This is a genomic window from Desulfobulbus elongatus DSM 2908, assembly GCF_000621145.1.
Taxonomy (GTDB): Bacteria; Desulfobacterota; Desulfobulbia; order Desulfobulbales; family Desulfobulbaceae; genus Desulfobulbus; species Desulfobulbus elongatus.
Genome location: NZ_JHZB01000001.1, coordinates 71,261 through 93,552 on the forward strand (window position 1 = coordinate 71,261; position 22,292 = coordinate 93,552).

A 22,292-nucleotide genomic window follows, 5' to 3' on the forward strand; every position below is an offset into this window, starting at 1 on the left:
CAAACGGGGAGGGGTGACCGTCAGGCGGCGAGCAGGGTGTGGCGGATGGCGCCGCCGACCATGGTGAGAACGGCCCTGCCCTGCAGGGTCCAGTCGAGAAAGGGAGTATTGCGGCTCTTGGAGACGATCTGGTCGGCGGTATAGACAAACCGGCGTTCCGGGTCGATCAGGGTGATGTCCGCCGCCGCGCCGGGACTCAGGGTGCCGGCGGCAAGCCCGAGGATGGCCGCCGGATTGACTGCCAGCAGTTCCACCAGCCGCCGTTCGTCGATGACATGATCGCGCACCAGGGCCAGGGTGAGCGGCAGGGCTGTTTCCAGGCCGATGATGCCGTTGGCGGCCAGATCGAACTCCACCTCCTTTTCCAGGATGGAATGGGGGGCATGGTCGGTGGCGACGGCGTCAAGCGTGCCGTCGGCCAGGGCCTGCCGGATCGCCTCCCGGTCGGCGGCGGAGCGCAGCGGCGGGTTCATCTTGGTGGCGGTGTCGTAGCCGCTCACCGCCTCGTCAATGAGGGTGAAATAGTGGGGCGCGCTCTCGGCGGTCACCGGCACGCCCCGGCTCTTGGCCGTGCGGATGAGATCGACGGCCATGGCGGTGCTGACATGGGCGATGTGCACGCGGGCGCCGGTGAGTTCGGCCAGGGCGATTTCCCGGTAGACCATGATCGCTTCGGCCGCGGCGGGGATGCCTTTAAGGCCGAGACGGGTCGCCACCGGGCCCTCGTGCATCACCCCGGTGCTGAGGGCGGCCTCTTCGCTGTGGGAAATGATCGGCAGGCCGAAATCCGAGGCATATTCCAGGGCGCGGCGCATCAACTGGCTGTCGCGCACCGGTCGGCCGTCATCGCTCACCGCCACGATGCCGGCGTCCCGCATCTCGCCGAATTCGGCCAGGTGCGTGCCCTCGCTGCCCAGGCTGATCGCCCCCACCGGATAAACCCGGGCCGATGCCGCGGCCGCGCGGGCCACGATCATGGCCGTCACCGTGGCGCTGTCGTTGACCGGTCTGGTGTTGGGCATGCAGGCCACGCCGGTGAATCCGCCGGCCGCCGCCGCCCTCGTCCCCGAAAGGATGTCCTCCTTGTACTCCTCGCCCGGCTCGCGCAGATGCACATGCATGTCGGTCAGCCCCGGCACCACCCACAGCCCCTGGGCGTCGATCTCCGCCACGCCCGGCGGCACGGGCTGCGCCGGTCCGGCGATGCGGCCGTCAAGCACCAGCAGGTCGGCGGTCCGGTCGATACCGTTGGCCGGGTCGATGATCCGGCCGCCTCTGATATGCCAGGAAACGTTCATGGGCGACAGGCCTCGGCAAAGGGGGGGCAGGGGCGATGCGGCAGCCATCAGGAGTTCCCCATCACCAGATAGAGCAGGGCCATGCGCACCGCCACCCCGTTGGTCACCTGGTCGAGAATGACCGATTGCGGGCCGTCGGCCACCTCGGGGGGCAACTCCACGCCCCGGTTGACCGGACCGGGATGCATGACCAGGGCATCGGGCCGGGCCAGAGACAAAATGTGCCGGGAGATGCCGAACTGGCGGGAATACTCGCGCAGGGAGGGCAGCAGCGGGTCGTTCTGCCGCTCGCGCTGGATGCGCAGGGTCATGACCACGTCGGCGTCGCGCACTGCGTCCTCCAGGGAGGCGCACAACGTGGCGCCCAACTGGTTAATGCCCTTGGGAATCAAGGTGGCCGGGCCGTAGATATAGACCTCCGAGCCCATGCGGGTGAAGCCGATGATGTCGGAGCGGGCCACCCGGCTATGGGCGATGTCGCCGACGATGGCGATTTTGAGTCCGCTCAGTGTCGCCCGATGCTCCTTGACCGTCATCAGGTCCAGCAGCCCCTGGGACGGGTGTTCGTGGGCGCCGTCGCCGGCGTTGATCACCGCCGCCTGGACGTAGCGGGTCAGGAACAGGGGCGCTCCGGAGCAGGAGTGGCGGATGATGATGATGTCCGGGTGCATGGCCGAAATGTTGCGGGCGGTGTCGGCCAGGGTCTCGCCCTTGGTGGTGCTGCTGGTGGAGGGGCTGATGTTGAAGGTATCGGCGCTCATCCGCTTGGCCGCCACCTCGAAGGAGAGACGGGTGCGGGTGGACGGTTCAAAGAAGAGGTTGATGATGGTGTGGCCCCGCAGGGTCGGCACCTTCTTGATCGACCGGGTCGAAATCTCCTTGAACGAGTCGGCGGTGGCGAGGATGTGAACGATATCCTCGCGGGACAGCTGTTCCATGCCCAGGATGTGGCGGTGCGCAAAGGTGGTGCCCGTTGCCATACTGCCTCCAAAGGTCAGTGAACGGTATCGCCAATCCGGCTCCAACGGATCGACCGAAGCCGCTCCAATGAGAACAGGGGGGCCTGCACGTCCCAGGACCAGTAAATGACCCAGGCCTTGCCCCGAATCGCCTTGAGGTCGACAAAACCCCAGAAACGGCCGTCAAAGGAATTATCGCGGTTGTCGCCCATGGTGAAGATCTTGTCCGCCGGCACGGTCACCGGACCGAAATTGTCGCGCGGATCGAGCGCAGCCGGATGGATGGTCGGATCGCTGAAGACCCCGTGACGATCGTCGAAGGGCTTGCCGTTGATGAAAACCTGTTTGTCCCGGATCTCGACGATGTCGCCGGCCACCGCGATCACCCGTTTGATGTAGTCGAGTTCCGGGTTCTTCGGGAACTCGAACACCACGATATCGTTGGGTTTCGGTTGAGCGATCGGCACCAGGGTGGCGCCGGTGAAGGGCACCTTGATGCCGTAGATGAACTTGTTCACCAGGAGATGGTCGCCGATCTGCAGGGTGGGCAGCATCGAACCGGAGGGGATCTTGAATGCCTGGATGATGAAGGTGCGGATGAACAGCGCCAGGAGAACGGCGATCAGGATCGCCTCAATGTTTTCCCGAATGGCGGACTTGTGGGGCTGCTGGGGAGTATCTGTCACGGACGTGCCTGTAAGTAGAGGGCAAGGTTAAAAAAATTGAGCCAAGGCTACCCGATGGCACGGCAAAATTCAAGCAGCTTTTGCCGGGAACAGACCGCAACGGCCGGGTTTGCGCTACGGGCAGGGGGTGTTTTCCGCTGCTGTCTGGCGAGAAGGATCGCGTCGGGTCCGCCGATGGGCGAGGCACAGCGGGGTGAAGGTACCGCGTCGCCTGTCCCGCACATGTTCAGGAACGCTCGTCTTCGAGAAAAATCCTGCGGAGCTTGTAGAAATAGTCGATGCCCGACCAGACTGTGAGCACCAGGGCCACATAGACGATGGCCAGGCCGATCTGGTGCAGGAAGGGGATCGGCAAGACGCCGGTGGGGAAAATCAGGGTACCCAGGCCGATGTACTGGATGGTGGACTTCCATTTCCCCATGTTGCTGGCGTCGACGACGATGCCCGAGGAAGAGGCGACCCCCCGCAACCCGGTCACCACGAGTTCCCGGCAGAGAATGATGAGGGCCACCCAGGCGGGCATCCTGTCGATGGGAATCAGCATGATCAGGGCCGTGGCCACCAGCACCTTGTCGGCCAGGGGATCCATCAGCTTGCCCAATACGGTTATTTCCTTGTATTTACGCGCAAAGTAACCATCGACCCAGTCGGAGCCGGCGGCAATGGAAAAAACGAGCCAGGCAATCAGGGCGATCCGCTCGGTTTGTTCCTGGAGCAAAAGCAACATCAGGCAGCCGGAAAGGATGAACCGGCTGCCTGTGATGAGGTTGGGCAGATTGAGAATTTTTACACGGCGGTTCAATTGACGGTTACCAGTTGCCTGACTTTGATATTCGAGGAGAGCGCTGGCCTGCTGCTGCGATAGGAACGATAGGTCTCCATGACCTTGGTCACATAATTCTGCGTTTCCGGGATATTGGGAACAACTCCGTAAGGGGCGACGTTGCCGGGTCCGGCATTGTACGCCGCCAGGCTCAATTCCACGTCTCCGTTGAAATTATCAAGAAGATAGCGGAGATACCTGGTGCCGCCGTTGATATTCTGGAGAGGATCGAACGGATTGTTGACCGCTAGGTCCCTGGCCGTTCCCGGCATCAGCTGCATCAGACCCTGGGCGCCTTTGGGGGAAATCGCACTGGGATCGAAATTGGATTCGGCCTTGATGACCGCCTTGATCAGCAACGGGTCGACCTGATGGTTGGCGGCCGCCAGCTTGATGTAGCGGTCCAGGGTCTGGGGTGCGGTCCGGAACCTGTAGTACCTGTTATAACCGCCGACTCCCTCCATGCCCATGCGGGACAGGCCGCTGCTCGAGCGCCGGGCAATGGTCCTGATGAGGCGGTCTTCCGGAGAATCAAGCCGGCGGGGCGCCCGATCGCTCAACTTGTAGCGTCCGTCACCGGGAACATTGGTGTAATGGCAGATTCCCCGGGCATCGACATAGGCGTACATGGCCGCGCCGGCCGCACCGGGCAGCGACAGCATCACAAGAAGAAGTCCTGGCAGGAGGCGGGCAATCATAGAGATCCTGTCGCTATTTTTGACGTTTTTCCCAGTCGGCAAGGAATTGCCGCATGCCGGTGTCGGTCAGCGGATGCTTGGCGAGCTGGGCGATCACCTTGTACGGGATGGTGGCGATGTCGGCGCCGAGCAGCGCCGCCTCGACCACATGCATCGGATGACGGACCGAGGCCACGATCACCTCGGTGGCAAAGCCGTAATTCCGCAGTATTGTCATTATATCGGCAATCAGGTCGAGTCCGTTTACCGAAATGTCGTCGAGGCGGCCGACAAAGGGGCTGACATAAGTTGCGCCGGCCTTGGCCGCCAACAGAACCTGGGCAGCGGAGAAGATCAGGGTCACATTGGTTTTGATGCCTTCGGCGGTCAACCGCTTCACCGCCTTCAGCCCCTCTTCGATCATCGGAATCTTGATGACGATGTTATCGGCGATTTTGACCAGCTCCCGGGCTTCGGCCACCATGCCGTCCGCATCGAGGCTGACCACCTCGGCGCTGACCGGTCCCTCGACCAGGGAACAGATCTCCTTCAGGATCTCGACAAAGGGACGGGGCTCCTTGGCGACCAGCGAGGGGTTGGTGGTCACGCCGTCGACCATGCCGAGCGCCAGCCCTTTTTTGATTTCTTCTATATTGGCGGTATCGATAAAAAATTTCATGCTTCTCCTTCGTGTTCCGGCTTGCCGGCAAATTGATCGCAGCACTGCTCGCTGCAAAAATAATAGGTCTTTTCCCCCCTGCGCAGACGCAGGGCCTGATGTTTCGGAATCAGGACATGGCAGACCGGATCCTCGACCAGCACATCCTGCGGCATGGCATCGTCGTCCGGGACAGCTTCGGGCTCGGGCCGTTTTTTCCGCCACCACCGTCCGCGAAGCACACGCCAAGCGACATAGAGCAGCAGGGCCAGAATCAGCAGGCGCAACGGGATCATGCGGACCGGCGCGGCTTGAGGGCGCGCGAGTTGTTTTCCCTGTTCAGCATGAGGTCATTATAGCCAGGGCAGATCAAAAGTCTAACTGATTTGTCCCGGCGGTTTTCTTTTTGCCGCGGCCTGCCGGAGCGCACGCTGCCAGTCGTTCCGGCCAGGAAATCCGTTCGACCGATTGACCGTGATCGGTTTGTTGCAACTCGGCCAGCAGGGCGCCGATCGTCCTGCCGAGACCGGGATGGCGGCGGTCAGCGGCTATTTCCGCCAGCGGGGCGAGCACAAACAGCCGCCGGGCCAAGCGCGGGTGGGGAATGATCAGGTCTTCGGTCGTGAGCACCAGATCGTCGTACAGCAGTAGATCGAGATCGAGGGTGCGGTCCCGGTAGCCGCCGGTGCCGGCGCCGCGATCCCGGCCATGGCGGGTTTCCAGCGTCTGCAGGAGGCGCAGGAGGGCGTCCGGCGCCAACGGCGTTCGCACCAGCGCCGCCGCATTGACGAACCAGTTGTCGCTTGCCATGTCGAGCGGCTGGCTGCGATAGGGAGCGGACAGCGCCAAGGGCGTCAGCGCAGGGCACTCTCGCAACTCCCGCCAGACCGTTGCCAGGAGGGCAAGCGACGGCCCCAGGTTGGACCCCAGGCCAATGGCGACCTCATGACCGGCTCCGGCGGCCTTGGCGGCGCTGGGGTTCACGTCATCCGGCGGTATGGGGGACGGGCGTCATCCTAGAAGGCGTTCAGGTCCAGCACATCGAACATGGTGTGGAGCCCGTTCGGCTTGCCGGTCACCCAGGCGGCGGCCAGGGCCGCGCCCCGGGCGAAATTGTCCCGGTTGGTCGCCCGGTGGGTGATCTCCAGCCGCTCGCCCGCCCCGGCGAAGTAGACGGTATGCTCGCCGACGATATCGCCGCCCCGGATGGTCTGGATGCCGATTTCCCGGTCGGTCCGCTCGCCGATGATGCCGTTGCGCTCCATGACGCCGACCTCCGCCAGATCGCGGCCGAGGGCGGCGGCGGCCAGCTGCCCGAGCTTGAGGGCCGTGCCCGAGGGGGCGTCTTTCTTCATGCGGTGATGCGCTTCGACGATCTCGACGTCATAGGCGTCGCCCAGAACAGCCGCCGCCTTTTCCACCAGCTTGAAGAGGACATTGACCCCCACGGCCATGTTCGGCGACTGGACGCAGGGGAAATGCGCCTCGGCCAGTGCCTGCAAAGTCGCCAGTTCTTCGGCGTTCAGCCCCGTGGTACCGACGACCATGGCTGTGCCATGGGCGGCCGCCTGCCTGGCGAAGTCGATGGTCGCCTCGTGGAAGGTGAAGTCGATGAGCACATCGGCCCGGTCGATCACCGAGGCCAGGCCTTCGGTGACCACCACCCCGGTTTCACCCAATCCGCTGATCGCGCCCGCATCCTTGCCGATGGCCGGGCTGCCCGGCCGCTCGAAGGCGCCGCTCAATTGCAATCCCGGATGGGCCTGCACCATGTGGATGATCCGCTGTCCCATGCGGCCGGATGCGCCGGCAACGATCACTCTGGTCATGCTTCCTCCACGATACCGCTTACAGCAAGCCCAGGGCCGCCATGTCCTTCCGCAACCGCTCCAGACTGGCCGCATCCATCCGGGTCATGGGCAGACGGACCTCATCCGATCCGATCCGCCCCATGAGGGCCAGGCCCTTCTTGGCCGGAGCCGGGCTCGGGTAGCAGAACATGGCTCCCATCAGGGAGAACAGTTCGTAGTGGAGCGCCTTGGCCCTGGCCACATCGTTTGCGAGGGCCGCTTCGATCATGGCGGCGGTCTTGCCCGGCTCCAGGTTGGACACCACCGAGATCACGCCCCGGCCGCCGATCATCGCCGTCGGCATGGCGGTGAAATCGTCGCCGGACAGGACGATGAATTCCTTCGGACACAGCTGTATGATTTCGCTGATCTGGCTGAGGTTGCCGCTGGCCTCCTTGATGCCGATCACATTGGGCAGGACGGCCAGCCGGGCCACGGTGGCGGGTAGCATGTTGGTGACCGTGCGGCCCGGCACGTTGTAGAGGATCGTCGGGATGTTGACGGCCGCCAGGATGGTCTTGAAATGCTGGAACAGGCCCTCCTGGCTCGGCTTGTTGTAGTAGGGAACGACCGACAGCACCGCGTCGGCGCCGCTGGCCTTGGCCGACTCGGTCAGCTCGATGGCTTCCAGGGTGCTGTTGGCGCCCGTGCCGGCAATGACCGGTACCCGGCCGTTGACGGTTTTGACGGTCAACTCGATCACCCGCTTGTGCTCGGCAAAGCTCAGGGTGGCGGACTCGCCGGTGGTGCCGCAGGGCACGATCCCGTGAATGCCAGCGGCGATCTGGAATTCGATCAGATCGATCAGGCCCTGTTCGTCGATCGCCCCGTCGCGCATGGGTGTGACCAATGCGGTGATGGCGCCCTCAAATCGTTTCATCGTGTCCTCCTTTCGTAACTGGGTCCCGGCGCGCATCCGGACAGGCCGCGCGGTGCCCGGAGACGCCCCTTGCAGTCACCCGGCCCTGGCCGTCGCTCACGCAAGCGCCTCGGCGGTGAGTTCGCCCTTGTAGATGAGATGGGCCGGCCCTCTGAGCAGCACCTGATCCATGCCTTCCCCCTGCTTTCCGGGGAAATGGACCGTCAGGGCGACGCCTCCCGAGGTGATCATCGCCACCGGCGAATCGGCACGGCCCTTGGCGGCGGCAATCAGGGCCCCCGCGACCACGCCGGTGCCGCAGGCCATGGTTTCGTCCTCGACGCCGCGCTCGTAGGTCCGGATGCGGAAGCCGTCCGCGGCGCGGCCGACGAAATTGACGTTGGTGCCCGCCGGCGCAAAGGCGGGATGGTGCCTGACCTGCCGGCCCAGGCCGACCACGTCGACCGTGTCGATGTCGTCGACAAAAATGACCGCATGGGGCACGCCGGTGTCCACGCTGTGCACCATGCACATCTGCCCCGCCACCTCCAACTGCCGGTCGAAGCGGAACGAATGGGGCGGCGTCATGCGGATGGTCGCCTGGGTGTCGGCCACGGTGGCGTCGACCAGGCCGGCCAGGGTCTCAAACCGCATCCTCGCCGCCGCGATCCCCTGCATGTAGGCAAAGCGGGCCACGCACCGCGCCCCGTTGCCGCACATCTCGGCCTCGGAACCGTCGGCGTTGAAAAAACGCCACTTGAAATCCACCCGCTCCGAGCGCTCGATCAGAAACAATCCGTCCGCGCCCACCGAAAACTTCCGCCGGCAGACCAGGCGGGCGAACTCGGCCATCCGCTCCTGGGGAATCAGGGGCTTGCGATGGTCGATGATGATGAAATCGTTACCGGCCCCGCTCATCTTCCAGAAAGCAATCGGCAAAGGGATATTGTTCATCGCGCAGACATCTCCCGTGGACAGGCTCAGTTGTCGATCCGGATTTCCGCCGAGCGGGCGCTTTCGTTGGCCGGGCTGCGGGTATCGATACTGGAAACCGAATACAAAAGCGGCATGCTGGGCGCATCGGCATCGACGAACATGTTGTAGGGCAGATTGACCTCGCCGACCAGCTTGGCCGTGTTTTCGCCCGCTGTCCGGCGGTACACCCGGTAGCCCGCCACATCCTCGCCCTGGACATGATCCCAGAAAATCTTCACGCCGACCTCGGTCCTGAGTCCCTCGACCCGGCCGGGAACCGACGGCGCGGTCCGGTCGACCGGCCGGGCCTCGGCGCTTTCGCTCAGGCCGCTCTTGACCGCTCCTTGCGCAAAGGTGCTGACGGCCTGGACCTGGTAGGCGTAGACCCTGCCGTTCTCGACATCCGCGTCAATGTACGGGGGCGTCGCCACCGGCTCGCCGATCCTGGCCATGGCACCACCGTCGACACCGCGGTATAGCTGATAACGCAGCGTGCCGCCCTCGGGGGTTGCGGCACCGCCGACTGGCTGCCATTGCACCGCATTGCTGCCGTCACCGCCGACGGCGCTGACTCCCGCCGGGGTTGCGGGCGGCGTCTGCCAGAAAAAGGAAACCTCGTTGGAATCCTGGGATTCAATCCACCAGCCGGCCTTGCTGCGCACCTTGAAAAAGTAGAGATGGCCCGGCCGCAATCCCCGCACCTCGTAGGTGGCCGTCCGGTCGGCCCCTGGCGCCATGATGCCGCCGGGAACGTCAATCCTCTCGGCATAGGGGGCGGGACAGGTCGAACAGTACGAATCCGCCGGCACCTCGGCCCGGTAGAGCAGAAACTCGTCGATCTCCTCGACAGGCGTGCCGGTCACCGTTTCCTTGGGGAAGGTCCAGGTGAGCGTCGCCCCTTTTTCATCCAATTCCGCCCGGAGATCGCGGATCGCCTGCGGCACGACGTGCTGGGGCGGCACGGGCGCATCCTTGTACCCGCAGCCGCCGAGACTTATCAGGGGCAGCAGGGCCAGAACCAGCAAGGCCGGCCACCGGTGGCCGCATCCGTTCATGATGCCATCCCCAGAAAGCGTTCCACCCCGGCCAGGGCCTCCTCGACCCGGAGCCGGGCGGTGCCGCCGACGGACAGCCGGCTGTTCACCGAGCCGTCCACGGTCAGGACCTCGAAGACATCGGCCTCGATCAATTCGGAAAACTCCTGCAATTCCGCCAGGGTCAGACCGATCAGCTCGCAGTCCCGTTCCTGGCAGCGGGCAACGATCCGGCCCACCACGCCATGAGCCTGGCGAAAGGGCATGTTGCGCCGCACCAGGTAGTCGGCCAAGTCAGTGGCGGTCATGAAGCCGCCGCTGGTGGCCGCCCGCAGCCGCGCCACGTTGAATTCGGTGTGGTCGAGGAGTTCGGCGGTGATCGCCAGGCTGGCCTTGACCGTGTCCAGGGCGTCGAAGACCTGCTCCTTGTCTTCCTGCAGGTCGCGGTTGTAGGTCAGGGGCAGGCCCTTGACGGTCATGAGCAGGGCCATCAGGGCGCCGGTGACCCGGCCGGTCTTGCCGCGGATCAGTTCGGGAATATCGGGATTCTTCTTCTGCGGCATAATCGACGAGCCGGTGCAGTAGCGGTCGCCGATGCGCACGAAATCGAACTCCTTGGCCGACCAGAGCACCAACTCCTCGGCAAGCCGGCTGAGATGCACCTGGATCAGGTTGAGGCAGAAGAGCATCTCCAGGGCGAAGTCGCGGTCGCCGGTGGTGTCCATCGAGTTGGCGGTGATGGCGGCGAACCCCAACTCATCGGCCACCGACTGCCGGTCGATAGGCAGGCCGGTGCCGGCCATGGCCGCCGCGCCCAGGGGCATGATGTTGATCCGCTGCCGGCAGCCGGCCAGCCGGTCGCGGTCGCGCTGCAGCATCTCCACATAGGCGAGCAGATGGTGCGACAGCAGAACCGGCTGCGCCCGCTGGAGATGAGTGTAGCCGGGCATGACCGCGCCCAGGTATTTCCGGGCCTGCCGGGCGAAGGCCCGTTGCGTGTCGGCGAGCAGCGCATCCAGGGCATCGGCCTCGTCGCGGAGATAGAGGCGGAAATCGAGATTGACCTGGTCGTTGCGGCTGCGAGCGGTGTGCAGCTTGGCCCCGGCCGGGCCGATCCGGTCGGTCAGGGCTTTTTCGATGTTCATGTGGATGTCTTCCAGCTCGGGCTTGAAGACGAACTCGCCCCGGTCGATCTCGGCCTCGATCTCGGCCAGACCCTGAAGGATGGCATCCCGCTCCGCCCCGGTGATCAGCCCCTGCCGGGCCAGCATGCGGGCATGGGCCCTGGAGCCCATGATGTCGTGGCGGTAGAGCCGGACATCGTATTGGATCGAGGCGGAAAAGGCCTCCACCGAGGCGGCGGTGGCCTCGGCGAAACGACCGCCCCACAGCTTGCCGGAGGGTTGGATCGGCTCGGCCATCACTTCATCCGCTGATGGGCCTGGATGCGCAGGCGCAGGGCGTTGAGCCGGATGAAGCCGGTGGCGTCGGCCTGGTTGTAGACCTCGTCCTCCTCGAAGGTGGCAAACGACTCGGAATAGAGCGAATTGGCCGATTTCCGCCCCACGGCAATGCAGTTGCCCTTGTAGAGCTTGAGCCGGACGGTGCCGTTGACCGTGGCCTGGGCGTCGTCCATGGTGCGCTGGAGCAACTGCATCTCCGGAGAGAACCAGAAGCCGTTGTAGATGAGCTGCGAATAGCGCGGCACCAGGGAATCGCGGATGTTGAGCACTTCCCGGTCCAGGGTGATGGTTTCCAGGTCCCGGTGCGCAGCCCGGAGGATGGTGCCGCCGGGGGTCTCGTAGACGCCGCGCGACTTCATGCCGACAAAGCGGTTTTCGACCATGTCGAGCCGGCCGATGCCGTTGGCCCCGCCCAGGCTGTTGAGTCTGGTCATCAGCGCCACCGGTGCGAGCCGCTCGCCGTCGATGGCCACCGGCGTGCCCCGCTCGAAATCGATCTCGATGTAGGTGGGCTTGTCCGGGGCCTTCTCCGGGGAGACGGTCAGCTTGAACATGTCCTCGTCCGGTTCGTTCCAGGGGTCCTCGAGGATGCCGCCCTCGAAGCTGATGTGGAGCAGGTTCTCGTCCGAGCTGTAGGGATTCTTCTTGGTCACCGGCACCGGGATGTCGTGTTCCTTGGCAAAGGCCACCAGTTTCTGCCGGGAGTTGAGGTCCCAGATCCGCCAGGGGGCGATGACGGTCAGCTTCGGATTGAGCGCCATGTAGCTCAGTTCGAAGCGGACCTGGTCGTTGCCCTTGCCGGTGGCGCCGTGGCTGACCGCGTCGGCCCCTTCCTGGGCGGCGATCCGCACCTGCTCCTTGGCGATCAGCGGCCGGGCCAGCGAGGTGCCCAACAGATACGAGCCTTCATAGATGGCGTTGGCGCGGAACGCCGGGAAAATATAGTCGCAGACGAACTCCTCGCGCAGGTCGGAGACGACCACCTTTTCCGCGCCGGTGGCCAGCCCCTTGGCCCGCACCGCATCCCAGTCCTCCTTCTGGCCGATGTCGGCGGAGTAGGCGATGACCGGGCAGCCGTATTCATTGGCCAGCCATTTCAGGATGACCGAGGTATCCAATCCGCCGGAATAGGCGAGGACGATCTTGTTCACACTCATAAACCCTGCTCTGCCAGGCCGCGCGGGCCTGATCCTGATTGACGATTATGCCGCCTTTCCCTTGAGGATGAAATGCTCCAGAATGGCCGCATGGATGTGCATCTTGTTTTCCGCCTGCTCGAAGATCACGCTCTGCGGCCCTTCCAGGACCTCGTCGGTGACCTCCTCGCCGCGATGGGCGGGCAGGCAGTGCAGGACGATGGCCTCCCGGCCCGCCTTGGCCAGCAGGGCCGCGTCCAGCTGATAATCCCGAAACAGGCCGAGCCGCTGTTCCTGCTCCGCCTCCTGCCCCATGGAGGCCCAGACATCGACGCTGACCGCCTCGGCGCCCCGGATGGCCTCGGCCGGATCGCGAAGGACGACGATCGGCAGCGGACTGCGGGCCCGGGCCTTGGCCAGGATGGTCTCGTCAGGGCCGAAACCGGCCGGACAGGCCAGGGTCAGCGGGAAACCGAAGATCGAGGCCGCCTCGATCCAGGCATTGGCCATGTTGTTGCCGTCGCCGATCCAGACGCACTTGACGCCGTCCAGCGTTTTTTTCATCTCGAGTACGGTCATCAGGTCGCTGAGCACCTGACAGGGATGATAGAGATCGGTCAGGGCGTTGATCACCGGCACCGTGGCGTAGCGGGCCAGCTCTTCCACCACGTGCTGGCCGAAGGTGCGGACCACGATGGCGTCGACGTAGCGGGAGAGGACTCGGGCCGTGTCTTTGAGCGGCTCGCCGCGGCCCAGTTGCGATTCCTTGGCGGACATGAAGATCACCTGCCCGCCCAGGCCGTACATGGCGGCCTCGAAGGAGACCCGCGTGCGGGTTGACGGTTTTTCAAACAACAGACAGATGGTGCGGCCGGCCAGGACCTGGTGGCGGACGCCCCGCTTGCGTTCGGCTTTCAGCGCGATGGCCCGATCGATCAGGGAGCGCAAGGTCTCCTGCGAAAAGTCGCCCAGCGCCAACAGATGGTTGTTCATAACGCTCTTCCCAAGGTAACGGGAGCGGGCACGGCACGATCACACGGCGCCCGTGCAGCGGGGCTTCAAGGTGCCTTGCGCCTCTCCGGCGAAAAAAATAATTGATACAAGAAAACGGGGCGTTTGCAAAGGAATTTCAGGGGAGAACCCCTCATTCCGCGAGGCTGAGGGGACGGCGGGAAGGGGTCATCCCATTTCGGCGACCGCTTTTTCGAAAAAGAGGGCGGAGAGGAGAATCTTGAGGCCGATGCCGATCAGGATGGCGCCGCCCACCACCTCGACCCGCCTGCCCCAGCGCCGGCCGGCCCGGGTGCCGAGGAAAAGCCCCAGCAAGGTAAAGCCCGATGCGACCAGACCGATCACCAGCGAGGGAATCCAGATGACCACATCGAGCATGGCCAGGGTCAGGCCGACGGCCAGGGCATCGATACTGGTGGCCACCGCCAGCGCTACCATGGTCAGGCCTCGGCTCGGGTCGATGGCCCGTTCCATTCCATCCCCGTCATCCAGGGCCTCGCGCACCATGCGTCCGCCTATGTAAAGTAAAAGGGCGAAGGCGATCCAATGGCTCCAGGCGGCGACAAAGGCCTGCACCGTGAGTCCGGCCAGCCAGCCGAGCACCGGCATGATCGCCTGAAAGAGACCGAAGTGAAAGGCCAGGCGGAAACAGGGCCGGAACGTGAGGGGATGGAGGATGGCACCGGCGGCCAGGGACACGGCAAAGGCATCCATGGCCAGGGCCACGGCCACGGCGATGAGGGAAACGGTATCCATGGCTGCGAAGGCCGTGCGGCCCGCTTCAGGCCAACCGGTCGAGCACCCGGCAGAGGATGTCGATCAGTTGATCGATTTCGGCGGTATCGACGATCAGGGGCGGCACGAAGCGCAGCACCCGGTTGCCGGCGAAGTTGATCAGGGCCCCTTCCGTAAACATTTGCTGGACGATGTCCGGCCCATGTTCGATCCCCTTGTCGGTCAACACCAGACCGAGCAACAGGCCCCGGCCGCGCACGCCGGTGGCCAGGTGAGGGTACCGCCGCGCCACGGCTTCGAGCTTGCCGACGAAATAGGCGCTCTTTTCCCGGACCGAGGCCATGAACCCGTCCGCCAGCATGATGCTCAGCACCTCGACCGCGGCGGCGGCGGCCACCGGGTTGCCGCCGAAGGTGGAGGCATGGGTGCCCACGGTCAGCGAGGCGGCGATGCGCTCCGTGGTCAGCATGGCGCCGATGGGCAGGCCGTTGCCCAGGGCCTTGGCCAGGGTCATGATGTCCGGCGTCACCCCCAGTTGCTCATGGGCGAACAGGGTGCCGGTCCGGCCCAGGCCGGTCTGAACCTCGTCGAAGATGAGCAAGAGTCCGTGCCGGTCGCAGAGATCGCGGATCGCGCGGATATAGCCGGGATCCAGCGGCCGGACCCCGCTTTCGCCCTGAAGGGGCTCGCAGAGAACGGCGCAGGTTTGGGGCGTGATCAGGGCCTCGATGGTGCCCGGATCGCCGAACTCGGCGTGGACGAAGCCCTGGGGCAGGGGCTCGAAGCCCTGGTGGAACCGGGGCTGGCCGGTGGCGGCCACGGTGGCGAGTGTCCGGCCGTGGAACGAGCCGGCCAGCGAAATGATCTCGTAGCGGCCTTCGCCGCTGTGGATGCGGGCCAGCTTGATCGCCGCCTCGTTGGCCTCGGCGCCGGAATTGCACATGAACACCCGGTCGGCGAAGCTGTTGTTGACGAGCAACTCGGCCAGCTCGATCTGCGGCGGCGTATGAAAGAGATTGGAAACGTGCACCAGATCACCGGCCTGGCGGCGGATGGCCTCGGTGACCGCCGGATGGCAGTGCCCCAGCGAACAGACCGCGATCCCGGCCAGGAAATCGAGATACTCCTTGCCGTCGGCATCCCAGAGACGGCAGCCGCTGCCCCTGACCATGGCCGCCGGAAACCGGCTGTAGGTTCCGATAAACACCTTGTTGCCCCTCGTCGCCCATTCTGCGTTTGTCATGCCACCAACTCCGTACCAATACCTTTCCGGGTGAAAATTTCCAATAAAATAGCGTGTTCCTGGCGGCCGTCGATGATGTGGGCCTTGGCCACGCCGCCGTCCAGGGCCGCCTTGCAGCAGTTGACCTTGGGAATCATGCCGCCCTTGATCACTTCGTCCGCGATCAAATCGTCGATCTGGTCGCGGTAGATGGTGGAGATCAGCTCGCCGTTCTGGTTCTTCACGCCTTCGACATCGGTGAGCAGCATCAGCTTGGCGGCGTTCAGTTCGGCGGCGATGGCCCCGGCCACCAGATCGGCGTTGATGTTGAAGGCCCGGCCGTCCTCGCCGACACCGACCGGAGCGATGACCGGAATGAAGTCCCGGCGGTCGAGGGCGGTGAGAATCTCGGGGTTGACCCGGGTCACCTCGCCGACCCGGCCGATGTCGATCAACTCCGGCGGCTGGTCCTCGGCAACGGGCTTGCCCCGGATGGCCAGCTTGCGGGCCTGCACCAGATCGCCGTCCCGGCCGGACAGGCCGACCGCTTTGCCGCCGCAATGGTTGATCAGGCCGACGATTTCCTTGTTGACCTTGCCCACCAGCACCATCTCGACCACGTCCATGGTTTCGCCGTCGGTGACCCGCATGCCCTGAACGTAGCTGGGGGTGACCTGCATCTTTTCCAAAAAACGGTTGATCTGCGGCCCGCCACCATGGACGATCACCGGGTTGATGCCGATGTATTGCATCAAAATGACGTCGAGCGCGAAGCTGCGCTTGAGCGCTTCGTCGACCATGGCATGGCCGCCGTACTTGATCACCACGGTCTTTTCCCTGAATTCGCGAATATAGGGAAGCGACTCCACCAGCACTTTGGCCTTGGCGATTTCCTCACGTATCATCTTGTTTTTCCTGTTCGCTTGCGGTCCGGGAACCGTCTTGGTGGTCGGAATGCCGGGCGGCCATTGTACCGCCGCTTCCCTCCCCTGTAAACCATTCTATTTCCTCGCCAAAGAAAACAACCTCGCATCCATCCTCACCCTTTACATTTACCGGAGAACCCAGTAGTATGGGCGCGTTCTTGCAAAAAACAAACCCGAAATACGACCGTCACCTTTTTTCATGTTTGCCAAGGGGCCAACCATGGGACGTTTTCATGTCGTCGTCCATACCACCCTGTTCCTGGCCGCCCTTCTCCTGGCCGGCACGGCCACGTGCCGGGCGGCCGAAGAAGCGGATCAGCCGATCAGTATCGAAGCCAACCGCATGGTCTCCCAGGAAAACAAGAATTCGGTGGTGTTCATCGGCAAGGTGGACGCCCGCCAGGGCACCCTCACCATCCGGGCCGACGAGATGACCGTGTTCTACACCGAAAACAAGGGCGACGCCACACCGGGCCAGGAGAGCAAACCCACCAATCAGGTGGAAAAACTGATCTGCACCAGCAATGTCAAGATCAGCCAGGGCGACTGGCTGGGCTCCGGCGACCGCATGGACTATTTCGCCAGGGAGCGCAAGGCGGTTCTCAGCGGCAACGCCAAGGCCTGGCAGGGGCAGAACATGGTTTCCGGCAAGACCATCGTCTATTACCTCGACGAGAAACGGTCGGTGGTCGAACCGGATGCGACCACCAACAACCGGGTTCGGGCGGTTATCCACCCGGATTCCAAGAAAAAACCATGACCGGCGCCTCTGTGCTCGAAACCCGGGGACTGGTCAAGGAGTATCGCGACCGGCGGGTGGTCGACCGGGTCAACGTGCAGGTGCGCAGTTCCTCGGTGGTCGGCCTGCTCGGCCCGAACGGCGCCGGCAAAACCACCACCTTCTATTCGATCGTCGGCTTCATCCGTCCGACCGGCGGCTCGGTTCTCCTGGACGGGGAAGACATCACCGCCCTGCCCATCCACAAGCGGGCCTCGCGCGGCATCACCTATCTGGCGCAGGAACCGTCGGTCTTCAAAAAGCTGACCGTCGAGGAGAACGTCCGCATCGTCCTCGAGCCCCTGGGCCTGCCGCGCAACGAGATCAACAACCGCATCGCGGAGTTGATGGCGGAACTGAAGTTGGAGTACCTGGCCGGCAACAGGGGCCACGCCCTGTCCGGCGGCGAACGGCGGCGGGTGGAGATCATGCGGGCGCTGGCCACCAGGCCGCGCTTCATTCTGCTCGACGAACCGTTCGCCGGCGTCGACCCCTTGTCAGTGGCCGATCTTCAGGATATTATCCGCGACCTGAAACAAAAAGGGTTGGGGATTCTGATCTCCGACCACAACGTTCGGGAAACCTTGCAGGTCTGCGATTCCGCCTATATCATGAACAACGGTCAGATTCTCACCAGCGGCGGTGCCGAGGACATCATCCAGAGCGCGGTGGCGAGAAAAATGTATCTGGGCGACCATTTCACCATGTAACCAGTCGCCTCATCGCGAAAAACCCGGACTCGATCTCCATGGCCCTCGAACTCAGACAAAACCTCAAGCTGGCACAGAAACTGGTGATGACGCCGCAGTTGCGCCAGGCCATCAAACTGTTGCAGTTGGGCCGTCTGGAACTCACCGAGGCCCTGCAGGCGGAGATCGAGCAGAATCCCATGCTGGAGGAGGCGCCCAGCGTCCTCGAACCGGCGGCCAATCCCGAGTCGCTCAACGCGGAGGAAAATCCCTATCAGGCCGAAGCGGGCGTCACCGACCGGGTCAAGGGGGACGATCCGGCCACCGTGGCCGAGGTCAACTGGGAGGATTATACCAACGCCTTCGATTCGGACCTCTCCTTTTCCCACGAGACCCCGCCGGCCGACGCCCCGTCCCAGTTCGACTTCATCTCCGCCACCCCGGGCCTGGCCTCCTACCTGCAATGGCAGCTGACCCATCTCGATCTGACCGAGCAGGATGCCGAACTGACCACCTTCATCATTTGCAATCTGGACGAGCACGGCTTCCTGGAAGCCACCATTGAGGATATCTGCGCCTTCGGCCACTGTAGTACCGACGAGGCCGAGGGGGCGCTGCGCTTGGTGCAAAGCCTCGATCCGGCCGGGATCGCCGCCCGCGATATCCGTGAATCCCTCCTGTTGCAGCTCGACCGCCTCGATTTCGACAATTCCCTGGCCTACCGGATCGTCGAACAGCACATGAATCTGCTCGAATCCCGCAATTACACGCAGATCTCCAGGGAAACCGGGGCGCCGCTCAAAAAGGTGCACGAGGCGGTGGCCATCGTTCAGGAACTCACCCCCTATCCCGGCAACGAATTCAGCAACGAGCAGACCAACTATGTGGTGCCGGATGTGTTTGTCTACAAGATCGACGGCGAATTCGTCATCCAACTCAACGACGAAGGCCTGCCGCAGTTGCAGCTCTCCAGCGAGTACCAGCAGCTGCTCAAACAGAAAAACGGGCTGACGTCGGAATCGCGGGGCTATCTGCGCGAGAGCAAGCGCAATGCCGAATGGTTCATCAAGTCGATCGAGCAGCGGCAGCGGACCATCTACCGGGTGATGGAAAGTCTGCTCAAGTTCCAGCGGGATTTTTTCGAGCATGGACCGGCGGCAATGAGACCGCTGATCCTCAGGGACGTGGCTGAGGACATCGGCATGCACGAGTCGACCGTCAGCCGGGTGACGTCCAACAAATACGTGCACTGCCCCCAGGGCATCTACGAACTGAAGTACTTTTTCAGTACCGCGGTGGCGACCCCGGACGGCGATTCGGTGGCGGCCGAGGCGATCAAGACCCGCATCCGGCAATTGGTGAACGGCGAAAACCCGGTCAAGCCTTTAAGCGACAACAAAATTTCCGAACTGCTCGCCAAGGAGAATATCTCCGTTGCCCGGCGCACCGTCGCCAAATACAGGGAACAGTTGAAAATCCTTCCGGTCAAGCACCGGCGGCAGACCCGCTGATCCCATGCCCCGGCTGCGACCCGACGCGATGCTGCTCGATATGAAGGCAGCCACCAAGGAGGCCGCTCTGCGCGAATTGGCGGGCGTGGCCGCCACGGTCTGTGGCCGCTTCACCGAAGCAGCGTTGTTCAACGTGCTCCTGGAACGCGAGGCCGTGGGTTCGACCGGGCTCGGCCACGGCGTGGCCATTCCCCACGGCAAGGTCGAAGGACTCGACGAAATCCTGCTCTGCTTCGGCCGCAGCAGGGCCGGCATCGATTTCAACGCCATCGACAACCGGCCCGCGCATCTTTTCGTCCTGCTCCTGTCTCCGGCCGCCAAGGCGGGGGAATATCTGCAAACCCTGGCCATGGTCAGCAGGATCCTCAAACAGCCCGGCAATCGGCAGCGGTTGCTCGACAGCACCTCCCGCGACGAAATCGCCGCCATCTTTGCCGCCTGACCGGGCCCTTCTCGCTCAAGCCCGCACCCGACCGGGCCAAGGGCGCGTTCCAGCCCTGCAAACGCCCTGCGTTTACATTGCGAGCTGCATTGCAATAAGCTGGTGCTCGCCCACCACTTCGACATCGCGGACGAACTCGAAGCCGAACGACGCATAGTAGGCGCGTAAATGCCGGTGCGCATGAATCCAAAGGGAACGAACCTGCGCCTCCCGACAGCGGCAAAGCGCGGCACGGATCAATGCCGTCGCTATTCCTTTCTCTCTGTATCCGGGGAGAACCGCCACCCTGGCCAGCACCGCTTCCGGACCCGAAATGGACAAGCGGGCCGTGCCGACGGCGACTCCGTCGACTTTGGCAAGCAAGTGCAGTGAACCGGCATCCTGACCATCCAGATCCAGCTCCTGCGGGATCTTTTGTTCGCGGACAAAGACGCTGCGCCGGATGGCTTGCGATTGCCTTCTGTCGCCCGGGCTCGAACCTATCGATATGTCCACTTCCATCTTTACGGCTCACCCCGTTGCAACACTGAACAGGGCCGTGTGTTCCGGCTCAGCTGCTGCGGATCATCTCCGCGATCTGAAAGGCCATCTCCAGGGCCTGCTCGGCATTGAGCCGCGGGTCGCAGGTGGTGAGATACCGCAGTCCCAACTGGGCGTCGGAAAGCTGGCGCGCGCCGCCGATGCATTCGGTGACGTCGTCGCCGGTCAGTTCGAAATGAACCCCGCCCGGCACCGTGCCCTCCACCCAGTTCAGCTCGAAAAAGCATCGCAATTCCGAGAGAATATTGTCGAAGTCACGGGTTTTCAGTCCCGATTCGGCCTTGAAGGTGTTGGCGTGCATCGGGTCGCAGGTCCAGAGCACATGGTACCCCGATTTCTTCACCGCCCGCAGCAGGGGGGGCAGGTGCTTGTCGATGGCCTTGTAGCCGAACCGGGTGATCAGGGTGATGCGGCCGGGTTCGTTTTCCGGATTCAGCCGCTCGACGATCGCCAGGATGTTGTCGACATCGTAATCGGGGCCGACCTTCATGCCGAGCGGGTTGCGCACGCCCCGGAGAAACTCGACGTGGGCGCCGTCGAGCTGGCGGGTGCGGTCGCCGATCCACAGCATGTGCGCGGAACAGTCGTACCAGCCGCCGGCCACCGAATCTTCCCTGGTCAGGGCCTCTTCGTAGCCGAGGAACAGGGCCTCGTGCGAGGTGAAGAACTGGGCTTCCTTCATCTGGGGAATGTCGGTGGCAATGCCGATGGTTTCCATGAACTTGAGGGCGTTGCTAATCTGCCGGGCCATGCGCTCGTACGACCGGCCCATGGGCGACTGCTTGACGAACTCCTGGTTCCAGGCATGGACCCGGTGCAGCGAACTGAAACCGCCGCGGGTGAAGGCGCGCAGCAGGTTCATGGTCGCCGCCGACAGATGATAGCCCTTGAGCATCCGCTCCGGATCGGGAATGCGCGCCTCTGCTATCGGTTCGGCGGAATTGGCCATGTCGCCCCGGTAACTGGGGATTTCGATGCCGTTGATCTTTTCGGTGTCGCTGGAACGCGGCTTGGCGTACTGGCCGGCGATGCGGCCGACCTTGACCACCGGCTTGTTGCCGGCATAGGTGAGGATGACCGCCATCTGCAGCAGCACCTTGAGGGTTTCGCGGATGTTGGGCGCGGTGCAGCGGGAGAACTCCTCGGAACAGTCACCGCCCTGGAGCAGGAAGGCCTCGCCTCTGACCGCCCTGGCGAGCATGGCCTTCAAGTCCCTGATCTCACCGGCAAACACCAGCGGCGGCAACAGGGAGAGGGTCGCGATGATCTCGTCGTACCGCTCCTTGTCCGGCCAGTTGGGTTGTTGCAGGGCGGAATGATTCTGCCAGCTTGTCTTGCTCCAGTTGCGCGTTTTCTCCATGGTCGTCGTGTAAAGGGTGAGGGTTGATCGTGTACCGGCCGCGCCGGCAGCCTGTTTTTTCAGGGGGCATCCTTGAGGCAACTGTTGCCGAAACAGCAGACCTCCTGATCGAAGACATTGAGGATGCGCAGGGCCTGGTCCCGCTTGCCGGGATCGGCGAAGGGCTCGAACACGCATTCATCGGCCAGCGTTTCCGCGCGGCTCCGGTCGGGAATGCAGGCCATGCCAGTGGCGAGCACCTTGCCCCGCGCCGTTTCCAGCAACTCCGCGTCCCGGCCGTTGGTGACCACGGCCAGGGGGATGCGGTACCCGGGATCCAGCAGCCGGGCGGCGGCAATGGCCGCCGTTTCCCTGGTCACCAGGGATCCGGGGCCATAGCGGACGATGAACAGCCGCCGGCCGTTGACCCGGACGGTGAGTTCGATCAGGGTCTGCGTCCGGTTGCCGTTGTAACAGGTGTCGATGGTCAGGCGGGGCTCCAGTTCGTCCCTGCCGTAGCCGAGCCGCTCCACCAAAAGCCGGGCCAGATCCTGACGGATCCGTTCGTCGTCGGTGTCGGGCAGCACCTCGCCGGTCAGATAATCCCGGAGTTCGCCGTAGACGATGTGATGGCCCGAGGTATCGATCATGGAGGCAGTCCTGAATCAAAAACACAAGAGG

At 63.7% G+C, this 22,292-nt stretch carries 25 protein-coding genes; 4 read left to right on the forward strand and 21 right to left on the reverse strand.

All coding sequences use genetic code 11. The features are described 5' to 3' along the window. Positions 1–20: 20 nt before the first annotated feature. The 18 genes from Q362_RS0100345 to argB all read right to left on the reverse strand — a co-directional run bounded on the left by Q362_RS0100345 (position 21) and on the right by argB (position 16,291). Positions 21–1,298 (reverse strand): dihydroorotase, encoded by a 1,278-nt coding sequence (locus tag Q362_RS0100345; protein WP_028317038.1) that lies wholly within the window; start codon positions 1,296–1,298, stop codon positions 21–23. A 47-nt stretch (positions 1,299–1,345) separates the two neighbouring features. Then, positions 1,346–2,278: an aspartate carbamoyltransferase catalytic subunit gene (locus Q362_RS0100350; protein WP_028317039.1), complete on the reverse strand. Its 933-nt coding sequence runs from the start codon at positions 2,276–2,278 to the stop codon at positions 1,346–1,348. Positions 2,279–2,292: 14 nt separating this feature from the next. Beyond that, a complete protein-coding gene (gene lepB, locus Q362_RS0100355) occupies positions 2,293–2,943 on the reverse strand; it encodes a signal peptidase I (RefSeq protein ID WP_028317040.1) in 651 nt (216 codons plus the stop codon). 226 nt (positions 2,944–3,169) lie between these two features. Beyond that, entirely contained in the window at positions 3,170–3,745 is a 576-nt protein-coding gene (gene pgsA / locus Q362_RS0100360) for a CDP-diacylglycerol--glycerol-3-phosphate 3-phosphatidyltransferase (protein ID WP_028317041.1), read from the reverse strand. Next, complete coding sequence (locus Q362_RS18455; RefSeq protein WP_245590120.1) at positions 3,742–4,428, reverse strand: lytic transglycosylase domain-containing protein; 687 nt, start codon at positions 4,426–4,428, stop codon at positions 3,742–3,744. Before Q362_RS18455 ends, pgsA begins: the two co-directional genes overlap by 4 nt. 49 nt (positions 4,429–4,477) lie before the next feature. Beyond that, a complete protein-coding gene (gene fsa / locus Q362_RS0100370; protein WP_028317042.1) occupies positions 4,478–5,122 on the reverse strand; it encodes a fructose-6-phosphate aldolase in 645 nt (214 codons plus the stop codon). After that, positions 5,119–5,397, reverse strand: a complete 279-nt coding sequence (locus Q362_RS0100375) for a YHS domain-containing protein (protein ID WP_028317043.1) — start codon at positions 5,395–5,397, stop codon at positions 5,119–5,121. Before Q362_RS0100375 ends, fsa begins: the two co-directional genes overlap by 4 nt. 73 nt (positions 5,398–5,470) lie before the next feature. Further along, a complete protein-coding gene (gene folK, locus Q362_RS18460; protein WP_084312101.1) occupies positions 5,471–6,085 on the reverse strand; it encodes a 2-amino-4-hydroxy-6-hydroxymethyldihydropteridine diphosphokinase in 615 nt (204 codons plus the stop codon). Positions 6,086–6,117: 32 nt separating this feature from the next. After that, positions 6,118–6,930, reverse strand: a complete 813-nt coding sequence (gene dapB, locus Q362_RS0100385) for a 4-hydroxy-tetrahydrodipicolinate reductase (protein ID WP_028317044.1) — start codon at positions 6,928–6,930, stop codon at positions 6,118–6,120. 19 nt (positions 6,931–6,949) lie between these two features. Next, positions 6,950–7,831, reverse strand: a complete 882-nt coding sequence (gene dapA / locus Q362_RS0100390) for a 4-hydroxy-tetrahydrodipicolinate synthase (RefSeq protein WP_028317045.1) — start codon at positions 7,829–7,831, stop codon at positions 6,950–6,952. A 96-nt stretch (positions 7,832–7,927) separates the two neighbouring features. Beyond that, positions 7,928–8,764, reverse strand: coding sequence for a diaminopimelate epimerase (gene dapF, locus Q362_RS0100395; RefSeq protein WP_028317046.1), 837 nt, complete (start codon positions 8,762–8,764; stop codon positions 7,928–7,930). A 26-nt stretch (positions 8,765–8,790) separates the two neighbouring features. Then, positions 8,791–9,840 carry a fibronectin type III domain-containing protein gene (locus Q362_RS0100400; protein WP_028317047.1) on the reverse strand — a complete coding sequence of 350 codons (1,050 nt, stop codon included), beginning with the start codon at positions 9,838–9,840 and terminating at the stop codon, positions 8,791–8,793. Further along, positions 9,837–11,240: an argininosuccinate lyase gene (gene argH / locus Q362_RS0100405; RefSeq protein WP_028317048.1), complete on the reverse strand. Its 1,404-nt coding sequence runs from the start codon at positions 11,238–11,240 to the stop codon at positions 9,837–9,839. The genes Q362_RS0100400 and argH overlap by 4 nt, the downstream gene beginning before the upstream one ends. Continuing rightward, complete coding sequence (locus Q362_RS0100410; RefSeq protein ID WP_028317049.1) at positions 11,240–12,439, reverse strand: argininosuccinate synthase; 1,200 nt, start codon at positions 12,437–12,439, stop codon at positions 11,240–11,242. The genes argH and Q362_RS0100410 overlap by 1 nt, the downstream gene beginning before the upstream one ends. A gap of 45 nt (positions 12,440–12,484) precedes the next feature. Then, on the reverse strand, positions 12,485–13,411 hold the full coding sequence (gene argF, locus Q362_RS0100415; protein WP_028317050.1) for an ornithine carbamoyltransferase: 927 nt from the start codon (positions 13,409–13,411) through the stop codon (positions 12,485–12,487). Positions 13,412–13,597: 186 nt separating this feature from the next. After that, a complete protein-coding gene (locus tag Q362_RS18465) occupies positions 13,598–14,185 on the reverse strand; it encodes a manganese efflux pump MntP (protein WP_035215110.1) in 588 nt (195 codons plus the stop codon). 25 nt (positions 14,186–14,210) lie between these two features. Continuing rightward, positions 14,211–15,407 carry an acetylornithine transaminase gene (locus Q362_RS0100425; protein WP_028317051.1) on the reverse strand — a complete coding sequence of 399 codons (1,197 nt, stop codon included), beginning with the start codon at positions 15,405–15,407 and terminating at the stop codon, positions 14,211–14,213. After that, on the reverse strand, positions 15,404–16,291 hold the full coding sequence (gene argB, locus Q362_RS0100430) for an acetylglutamate kinase (protein WP_035215115.1): 888 nt from the start codon (positions 16,289–16,291) through the stop codon (positions 15,404–15,406). The genes Q362_RS0100425 and argB overlap by 4 nt, the downstream gene beginning before the upstream one ends. Positions 16,292–16,532: 241 nt before the next feature. Between argB and lptA the strand changes: the two genes are divergently transcribed. From lptA to Q362_RS0100450, 4 genes are read left to right on the forward strand one after another with little or no spacing between them, the layout of a single operon-like run. Next, entirely contained in the window at positions 16,533–17,072 is a 540-nt protein-coding gene (gene lptA, locus Q362_RS0100435; protein WP_028317053.1) for a lipopolysaccharide transport periplasmic protein LptA, read from the forward strand. Next, a complete protein-coding gene (gene lptB, locus Q362_RS0100440; RefSeq protein ID WP_028317054.1) occupies positions 17,069–17,800 on the forward strand; it encodes an LPS export ABC transporter ATP-binding protein in 732 nt (243 codons plus the stop codon). Before lptA ends, lptB begins: the two co-directional genes overlap by 4 nt. Before the next feature lie 38 nt (positions 17,801–17,838). After that, positions 17,839–19,290, forward strand: a complete 1,452-nt coding sequence (rpoN, locus tag Q362_RS0100445) for an RNA polymerase factor sigma-54 (protein ID WP_028317055.1) — start codon at positions 17,839–17,841, stop codon at positions 19,288–19,290. A gap of 4 nt (positions 19,291–19,294) precedes the next feature. Continuing rightward, the gene (locus tag Q362_RS0100450) at positions 19,295–19,732 is read left to right on the forward strand and encodes a PTS sugar transporter subunit IIA (RefSeq protein WP_028317056.1); all 438 of its coding nucleotides are present in this window, start codon (positions 19,295–19,297) and stop codon (positions 19,730–19,732) included. A 72-nt stretch (positions 19,733–19,804) separates the two neighbouring features. On the opposite strand, the gene Q362_RS0100455 is transcribed toward Q362_RS0100450, so the two are convergent. Genes Q362_RS0100455 through Q362_RS0100465 form a run of 3 tightly spaced genes read right to left on the reverse strand, consistent with a single transcriptional unit; the run spans position 19,805 to position 22,261 of the window. Beyond that, on the reverse strand, positions 19,805–20,233 hold the full coding sequence (locus Q362_RS0100455) for a GNAT family N-acetyltransferase (protein WP_211248418.1): 429 nt from the start codon (positions 20,231–20,233) through the stop codon (positions 19,805–19,807). A gap of 49 nt (positions 20,234–20,282) precedes the next feature. Beyond that, positions 20,283–21,632, reverse strand: coding sequence for a class II 3-deoxy-7-phosphoheptulonate synthase (locus Q362_RS0100460; protein WP_028317058.1), 1,350 nt, complete (start codon positions 21,630–21,632; stop codon positions 20,283–20,285). Positions 21,633–21,691: 59 nt separating this feature from the next. Beyond that, complete coding sequence (locus Q362_RS0100465) at positions 21,692–22,261, reverse strand: type I restriction enzyme HsdR N-terminal domain-containing protein (protein ID WP_028317059.1); 570 nt, start codon at positions 22,259–22,261, stop codon at positions 21,692–21,694. Positions 22,262–22,292: the final 31 nt, after the last annotated feature.